The following is a 7,713-nucleotide window of genomic DNA, read 5'->3' on the forward strand; positions in this document are numbered from 1 at the left end:
TATTTGAAATGGGACGGGTAGGCAGCAAAAACAAGGGGCGCCCAATCGGCGCCCCTGGAGATAATTATGCGTCGAACGGGTCGCGCAGAATCATCGTCTCGGTACGGTCAGGACCGGTAGAGATAATATCAACCGGTACGCCGGTCAGCTCTTCAATACGCGCGATGTAGTTCAGCGCCGCCTGCGGCAGGCCGCTGCGCTCTTTCACGCCGAAGGTAGTTTCAGACCAGCCCGGCATGACTTCATAGATCGGCTCGATGCCTTCCCAGTTGTCGGCTGCCAGCGGAGTGGTGGTCACTTCGCGGCCGTCCGGCATACGGTAAGCTACGCAGATTTTAACTTCTTTCAGGCCGTCCAGCACGTCCAGCTTGGTCAGGCAGAAGCCGGACAGGGAGTTGATCTGCACCGCGCGACGGATCGCCACGATATCCAGCCAGCCGGTACGACGACGACGGCCGGTGGTGGCGCCGAATTCGTTACCCTGCTTGCACAGGAACTCGCCGATGTCATCAAACAGCTCGGTCGGGAACGGACCTGCCCCTACGCGAGTAGAGTAAGCTTTGATGATACCCAGAACGTAATCCACATAGCGCGGACCCAGGCCGGAGCCGGTTGCCACGCCACCCGCGGTAGTGTTGGAGGAGGTTACGTACGGATAGGTACCGTGGTCGATATCCAGCAGAGTGCCCTGCGCGCCTTCGAACATCACGAAGTCGCCGCGCTGACGCGCCTGATCCAGCAGATCGGAGACGTCTACAACCATCGCCGTCAGGATGTCGGCAATCGCCATCACGTCATCAAGGACTTTTTGATAATCAACCGCTTCCGCTTTGTAGAAGTTCACCAGCTGGAAGTTGTGATATTCCATCACTTCTTTCAGTTTGTCAGCAAAGGTGGCTTTATCAAACAGGTCACCCACGCGCAGACCGCGGCGAGCGACTTTATCTTCATAAGCAGGCCCGATGCCGCGACCGGTGGTACCGATAGCTTTCGCACCGCGTGCTTTTTCACGCGCAACGTCCAGCGCAACGTGATAATCGAGGATAAGCGGACAGGCTTCGGACAGCAGCAGACGCTCACGAACAGGGATACCACGGTCTTCCAGTCCTTTCATTTCTTTCATCAGCGCAGCCGGAGACAGCACAACACCGTTACCGATGATGCTGGTGACATTTTCGCGGAGAATACCTGATGGAATAAGATGCAGGACGGTTTTTTCACCGTTGATTACGAGAGTATGGCCTGCGTTGTGACCACCCTGGTAGCGCACAACATATTTAGCCCGTTCAGTCAGGAGATCGACGATCTTCCCTTTACCTTCGTCACCCCATTGGGTGCCCAGTACGACGACGTTGTTGCCCATTTTTCAAAATCACCGTTTGCTTAAAAATGGATTCTACCATCGCTTTTTCAGAGTTACAGCACTTTTTGCACTCAATATCCGCCAGGTCTGGCCACTTTTTGATCAGCTCAGTGATTTCGTCAACATGTAGTAGATGACTATCCCGGCAACCACAAGACCGCCGCCAAAACGGCGTAATAAATTATCCGGCAGCTGGCTCATTGTGGCGATCATCCGACGCCAGGCGCGCGGATAAAGCAGCGGACCCAGCCCTTCAAGTACTAAAACCAGCGCCAGTGCCAGCCAGATTGTTGAGTTCATGATTAACCTTTAGAGAGAAACGAAACCAGCGTCGCCGTAGAGCGTAGGGCCTGAGTCATGACGCTTTTTGCCCATGTTGCATATTGTCCGGCATGTCGCGTTGATTATGCACTTTTTTTGCAGAAAAAACGTATAACTCATTGTGTTAAGAGTTATTTCTGCAATTAAAAATATAAAAAAGGCGCCTTTCTCAAGGCGCCTTTTCGCTGACTCAATCGCTTATTTGCGAGCGGAGTCAGGTGACTTCATGTAGCGGAAGAAATCGCTTTCCGGGCTGAGAACCATCACATCCTGGTTACCCTGGAAGCTGTTCTCATAGGCGCGCAGGCTACGGATAAAGGCGTAGAAGCCCGGATCCTGGCTAAACGCGTCGGCAAACAGCTTGGCCGACTCGGCATCACCTTCACCGCGCGTGATGCGGCCCTGGCGCTCGGCTTCTGCCAGCGTCCTGGTCACTTCATAGTCCGCGGTAGCGCGCAGCTTCTCAGCCTCTTCCTGGCCCTGTGAACGGTGGCGACGGGCAACCGCTTCACGCTCGGCGCGCATACGGTTGTAAATAGCTTCAGACACTTCGGCCGGCAGGTTGATCTGCTTGATTCGTACGTCGACAACTTCAATACCCAGCGCCGCCATACTGTTCGGGTTAATAACCGGAACCTTGCCGTTAGTTTCTGCCGATACGCGCTCCGCCGCTTTGGCGATAGCGTCGTCAGCGGCCGGCGTGCTGACTTCATCTTCGGTACCCGCTGAGCCGGAGTTCAGCGCATCGCGCACTTCCAGGGTCAGACGACCGCGGGAATCGGTCACGATATCCTTCACGTCCAGGCGACCAATCTCAGAACGCAGACGGTCAGAGAATTTACGCTTCAGCAGCACCTCGGCCTGGGAGACGTCGCCGCCGCCGGTTGCCAGATAGTAACGGCTGAAGTCGCTGATACGCCACTTGATGTATGAGTCGACGATCAGGTCTTTCTTCTCTTTGGTAACAAAGCGATCGGCCTGGTTATCCATGGTCTGAATACGCGCATCGAGCGTTTTCACTGACTCAATGAACGGGATCTTGAAGTGCAGACCCGGCGCATACACCAGCGGTTTATTTTCGCTATCGCGCAGTACCTTACCAAAACGCAGCGTAATACCGCGCTCGCCCTCTTTAACCACAAAGATAGACATGTAAAGCACTACCAGCACGATGGCAATAATCGCAATTACAGGTTTACGCATCGTTATTCCCCCTGACGCTGGTAGTCGTTACGCTGCGCGTTGGCGCGACGTTGGTCCATAATGTTGCCATCCGTAGTGGTCGACGTGGTGCTGGCGCTGCTTGAGCTGGAAGCAGGCGGCAGGCGCAGCAGATCGTTCGCACCGCTGCTATTGCCCTTTGCTGCCGGCGTACCGGCGCCTTTCAGCATCTGGTCCAGCGGCAGAACCATCAAATTGCCGCCCTTATCGTTAACCAGCACTTTGCGGGTGTGGCTCAGCACTTTTTCCATGCTTTCGATATACAGACGCTCGCGGGTAATCTCCGGCGCGGCTTTGTACTCAGGCAGGATCTTCGCAAAGCGCGCGACCTCACCCTGAGCTTCAAGAACGGTCTGAGTCTTGTACGCACGCGCCTCTTCGAGGATACGCTGCGCGGCACCGTTAGCTCGCGGCTGCACTTCGTTGGTGTAAGCTTCGGCTTCGCGGATGTACTGCTGCTCGTTCTCACGCGCGGCAATCGCATCATCAAACGCGGCCTTCACCTCTTCCGGCGGACGTGCCGTCTGGAAGTTGACGTCCAGCAGGGTAATACCCATGTCGTACGGACGAATCGTCTCTTCCAGCTCGCGCTGGGTATCGCTACGAATCACGGTACGCCCTTCGGTCAGAATACGGTCCATGGTGTACTTGCCGATAACGCCGCGCAGGGCGCTGTCGGTTGCCTGACGCAGGCTATCGTCGGCGCTGGCAACGCTAAACAGGTAGCGTTCTGGATCGGTGACCCGATACTGCACGTTCATCTCAACGCGCACGACGTTTTCGTCAGACGTCAGCATGACGCCAGAAGCCGCCAGTTCACGGACGGATTCAACGTTGACGGCCTGGACGTTATCGATAAAGGTTGGTTTCCAGTTAAGACCCGGCTCAACCAGATGGCTGAATTTACCAAAGCGAGTCACCACACCACGTTCCGCTTCCTTGATGGTATAGAAACCGCTGGCTGCCCAGATAATAACGGCGGCTGCGGCAACGATGCCGACAATGCGTCCGCCCATAGGCCCGCGAGGTCCCTGAGAGCCGCTAGCGCCTCCCTGTCCCCCTTTGCCGCCACCGAGACCGCCAAGTTTTTTACTTAACTTGCGGAAGATATCATCCAGATCGGGCGGCCCCTGCTCGCGACCACCTTTATTGCCATTTCCCCCGGAGTTGCCGCCTTGGTTATTGCTGCTCCCCCACGGGTCGCGGTCCTGTCCGTTATTACCGGGCTGATTCCACGCCATGTATATGCTCCATATTTGTTTTTGATATCCCCACAGGGGTTAATATCTTCAGGCAAGCTGCAAGGTCAAATCACGTAATCAACCAGCGCTGGCTCTTGTTTACAGAGGCGACGCCAGTCAACGATCGGCATGCGCACCTGCAGACTCACGCTGCCGTCATCCTCCAGCCACTCTTTTTCTATCGCCTGAAGCTGATAGAACCGGCTTCTCAGTCGCCCTTCCTCCGGCGGTAAGCGCAGCGTGTGCTGAGCCACTTCACGGGAAAGCCGTTCCGTCAAAGCCTGAAAAAGCAGTGGTACCCCAATTCCGGTCTGCGCAGAGAGCCAGACCCGAATCGGTTTATTCTCTTCATCCCGGTCGATACGCGGTTCAAAATCGTCAAGCATGTCGATTTTGTTCATCACCAGCAGCACCGGGATCTCATCGGCCTCGATTTCAGCGAGAACCGTATTTACGGCATCAATGTTTTCCTGCAGACGGACGTCGGCTGCGTCAATCACGTGCAGCAGCAGGGTCGCCTGACGCGTCTCCTGCAGCGTAGCTTTAAACGCGGCGACCAAATCGTGCGGCAGGTGACGAATAAAGCCTACGGTGTCCGCCAGCACGGTTTCACCAACGTCAGTGACGTCGATGCGGCGCAGCGTCGGGTCCAGAGTCGCGAACAGCTGGTCCGCCGCGTAAACCTCAGCTTCGGTTATCTGGTTAAACAGCGTTGATTTCCCGGCGTTGGTGTACCCCACCAGCGACACGGTGGGAATGTCGGCTTTGGCTCGTGACCGCCGTCCCTGTTCACGCTGCTTTGATACTTTTTCCAGCCGCCCGAGGATCTGCATAATGCGGTTACGCAGCAGTCGACGGTCAGTCTCGAGCTGGGTTTCACCCGGGCCACGCAAACCAATCCCGCCCTTCTGTCTTTCAAGGTGGGTCCAGCCGCGTACCAGGCGCGTCGCCATATGGCGCAGCTGCGCCAGCTCAACCTGCAGTTTCCCTTCGTGGGTGCGCGCTCGCTGGGCGAAAATATCTAAAATAAGTCCTGTACGATCGATAACCCGGCATTCGCACAGGCGCTCCAGGTTGCGTTCCTGAGCTGGGCTCAGGGCATGATCGAACAGCACGACCGACGCGCCGGTCGCTTTTACGGCTTCCGCAATTTCGACAGCCTTACCTTCACCAACAAAATATTTCGGGTGCGGTGCTTTACGGCTACCGGTAATCACCTGCATTGCTTCGACACCGGCAGAGGAGACCAGGGATTCAAACTCCTGAAGGTCTTCCATATCTTTGTCTTGCGAAAAATAGATGTGTACCAGCACCGCCTGCTCACCGGCATCATAACGGTCAAACAAGCGTAAACCCCTTCTAAAATACCAGCGGGGAACAGAGTTACTCGTGGTCTTTCCGGCTGTGTGAGTATTGGCCTTACTCGTTTACCCCAGCCATTTACGGCTGTAAACGCCTGGGGATTCACTACATACCGCCTTCCTGCAGCCCAAAACTCATAGAGTAAAATCTGGCTCCCCGCCCTGGAAAAACAGCATTAACCTTATTCGGCGTCTTCGCTGTCTTGCTGCGGCGCAGAAGAACCCTGCGCGCTACCACCGTGGTGATAGTTGCTTGTACCGCCGCCAGCATTATTGCTGTGGTGAGACACCGGGCGAGACGGAACAACGGTAGAGATTGCGTGCTTGTAGACCATCTGGCTGACCGTGTTCTTCAACAGGATCACGAACTGATCGAAAGACTCAATTTGCCCTTGCAGCTTAATACCATTCACCAAATAAATAGAAACCGGAACGCGTTCCCGACGCAAAGCGTTCAGGAACGGATCTTGTAAAGATTGCCCCTTAGCCATTCTCTCTTTTCCTTATATGTATGCTTGTTTTGTACTCAGAACCTTACGATTCTTAAAAAAAATTACGCACGATACCGTTTAATTGTACACGTTCAGTCCTGGCTCGCACCAACTACCTGTAATACTTTGTTGAGCGCCTGTTCAGGTTGTTCACTGTCTAACCAGTGAATATCTTCCCAGCCGCGCAACCAGGTTATCTGACGCTTGGCTAACTGTCTCGTGGCGCAAACACCTCGATAAACCATTTCATCATACGGGATCTCGCCATCAAGGTATGACCACATCTGGCGATATCCTACACAACGAATGGAAGGCATATCCGTATGCAAATCTCCGCGGGCAAATAGCGCCCGTACTTCTGCTTCAAAACCTGAAGCCAACATCTGATGAAAACGCTGTTCTATGCGCTGATGGAGCAGTTCCCGGCTCGCCGGGGCGATGGCGAACTGATGCACCTTGTACGGCAGAGCGTCTCCCGACGTTTGCGTCAGTTCCGTTAAAGTTTTACCCGAAATGAAAAAAACTTCCAGTGCTCGGGAAAGTCTTTGCGGATCATTTGGATGAATACGCGCGGCCGCGACGGGATCGATCTCCTGTAGCTGCCGGTGCAGTGCGTGCCACCCCTGCTCTGCTGCCTGCTGCTCAATTTTTGCTCTAACCTCGGGATCTGCCGACGGTAGCGGCGAAAGCCCTTCCAGCAACGCTTTGAAATACAACATTGTTCCGCCAACAAGTAGCGGAATACGCCCGGCAGCGACGATATCCGCCATTTCTGCCAGCGCATCGCGACGAAAGTCCGCCGCGGAGTAAGCCTCTGCCGGGTCGAGAATATCCAGCAGTCGATGCGGGGCTGCGCTCAGCTCTGCCGCATCCGGCTTGGCCGTACCAATGTCCATTCCTCGATAGATAAGGGCGGAATCGACACTAATCAACTCTACCGGTAAAATTTTACGCAAAGCAATGGCCAGCGCCGTTTTACCGGAGGCCGTTGGGCCCATTAAAAATATTGCCTTAGGCAGGCTCGCCTCAGTTACATCACTCATCTTTCAGGGCATTCATCGCCGAATTCAGGTCAACGGGTTGTAACAGGCCACCCGGCGGAGCTTTTACCAGCTGCGGACATAAACGCTCTACGTCCGCCAGCACGCTAATCGCCTGCGCCATATTCCACTGCGCGTGCTCGCTCGCCAGATTGCGCGCGATCCACTGCGCGATGTCACCGACGTCAAATGCCTTTCGCTGCGCCAGGTAGCCTATCAGTTCAGGAATCAAGATTTGTAAATTTTGTTGTCTTAAGGGTAAAGGCACCGCGCGAACCGTCAAATGCTGCGCATCGGACTGCAGATCGATCCCCAAAGCCACCAGCGCCGCCTGCGCTTTCGCCAGCGCGTCCTTTTCCGCGCCCGATACCTTTAGCCGCAGCGGGATCAGCAGCGGCTGTCCGCAAACCGGCTCCCCGGCGGGCGTCAGCTGCGCCTGACGCAGCCAGCGTTCGGCCACCGGCAGCGCCAGAAGCGCCAGCCTGCCGTCGCGCTCCAGCAGCGCGCAATCGCCCTCAACGATGGTCAGCACGCGGCCAAAGCTTTGGCTGTGCCCGGACAAACCTTCCGCCGCGGGCGCCGGGGCGCTGCTTTTACGCTCGGCAGCCGGCGTCTCAAGCAGCTGACGATACAGGGCCCCCTGCTGCTTTTGGTATCCCGGCTGCACATGCGGCC

The 7,713-nt window shown here is 55.7% G+C and carries 8 protein-coding genes; all 8 read right to left on the reverse strand.

Features of this window, described 5'->3' with window-relative positions:
* Positions 1-64 precede the first annotated feature (64 nt).
* Positions 65-1,363 carry an adenylosuccinate synthase gene (purA, locus tag PFH44_RS00575; RefSeq protein ID WP_132513822.1) on the reverse strand — a complete coding sequence of 433 codons (1,299 nt, stop codon included), beginning with the start codon at positions 1,361-1,363 and terminating at the stop codon, positions 65-67.
* Between the two features lie 102 nt (positions 1,364-1,465).
* Positions 1,466-1,663: a DUF2065 domain-containing protein gene (locus tag PFH44_RS00580; protein WP_128879251.1), complete on the reverse strand. Its 198-nt coding sequence runs from the start codon at positions 1,661-1,663 to the stop codon at positions 1,466-1,468.
* A 219-nt stretch (positions 1,664-1,882) separates the two neighbouring features.
* Complete coding sequence (gene hflC, locus PFH44_RS00585) at positions 1,883-2,887, reverse strand: protease modulator HflC (protein WP_045853361.1); 1,005 nt, start codon at positions 2,885-2,887, stop codon at positions 1,883-1,885.
* Between the two features lie 2 nt (positions 2,888-2,889).
* Positions 2,890-4,146: an FtsH protease activity modulator HflK gene (hflK, locus tag PFH44_RS00590; protein ID WP_045853362.1), complete on the reverse strand. Its 1,257-nt coding sequence runs from the start codon at positions 4,144-4,146 to the stop codon at positions 2,890-2,892.
* Between the two features lie 65 nt (positions 4,147-4,211).
* Positions 4,212-5,492 (reverse strand): ribosome rescue GTPase HflX, encoded by a 1,281-nt coding sequence (gene hflX, locus PFH44_RS00595; RefSeq protein ID WP_283824072.1) that lies wholly within the window; start codon positions 5,490-5,492, stop codon positions 4,212-4,214.
* A 197-nt stretch (positions 5,493-5,689) separates the two neighbouring features.
* Positions 5,690-5,998 carry an RNA chaperone Hfq gene (hfq, locus tag PFH44_RS00600; protein ID WP_041143712.1) on the reverse strand — a complete coding sequence of 103 codons (309 nt, stop codon included), beginning with the start codon at positions 5,996-5,998 and terminating at the stop codon, positions 5,690-5,692.
* A gap of 92 nt (positions 5,999-6,090) precedes the next feature.
* Positions 6,091-7,041, reverse strand: coding sequence for a tRNA (adenosine(37)-N6)-dimethylallyltransferase MiaA (gene miaA / locus PFH44_RS00605; protein ID WP_045853364.1), 951 nt, complete (start codon positions 7,039-7,041; stop codon positions 6,091-6,093).
* A partial coding sequence (locus PFH44_RS00610) for a DNA mismatch repair MutL family protein (protein WP_463671530.1) occupies positions 7,034-7,713 on the reverse strand: 680 nt, incomplete at its 5' end. The genes miaA and PFH44_RS00610, both read right to left, overlap by 8 nt.

It is taken from the genome of Klebsiella sp. Ech2A (genome assembly GCF_030078455.1).
GTDB lineage: Bacteria > Pseudomonadota > Gammaproteobacteria > Enterobacterales > Enterobacteriaceae > Klebsiella > Klebsiella terrigena.

Bases quoted from the DNA above. Each gene is read 5' to 3' on its own strand.
- purA (WP_132513822.1), bottom strand. From the start codon at position 1,363: ATGGGCAACAACGTCGTCGTACTGGGCACCCAATGGGGTGACGAAGGT.
- PFH44_RS00580 (WP_128879251.1), bottom strand. From the start codon at position 1,663: ATGAACTCAACAATCTGGCTGGCACTGGCGCTGGTTTTAGTACTTGAA.
- hflC (WP_045853361.1), bottom strand. From the start codon at position 2,887: ATGCGTAAACCTGTAATTGCGATTATTGCCATCGTGCTGGTAGTGCTT.
- hflK (WP_045853362.1), bottom strand. From the start codon at position 4,146: ATGGCGTGGAATCAGCCCGGTAATAACGGACAGGACCGCGACCCGTGG.
- hfq (WP_041143712.1), bottom strand. From the start codon at position 5,998: ATGGCTAAGGGGCAATCTTTACAAGATCCGTTCCTGAACGCTTTGCGT.
- miaA (WP_045853364.1), bottom strand. From the start codon at position 7,041: ATGAGTGATGTAACTGAGGCGAGCCTGCCTAAGGCAATATTTTTAATG.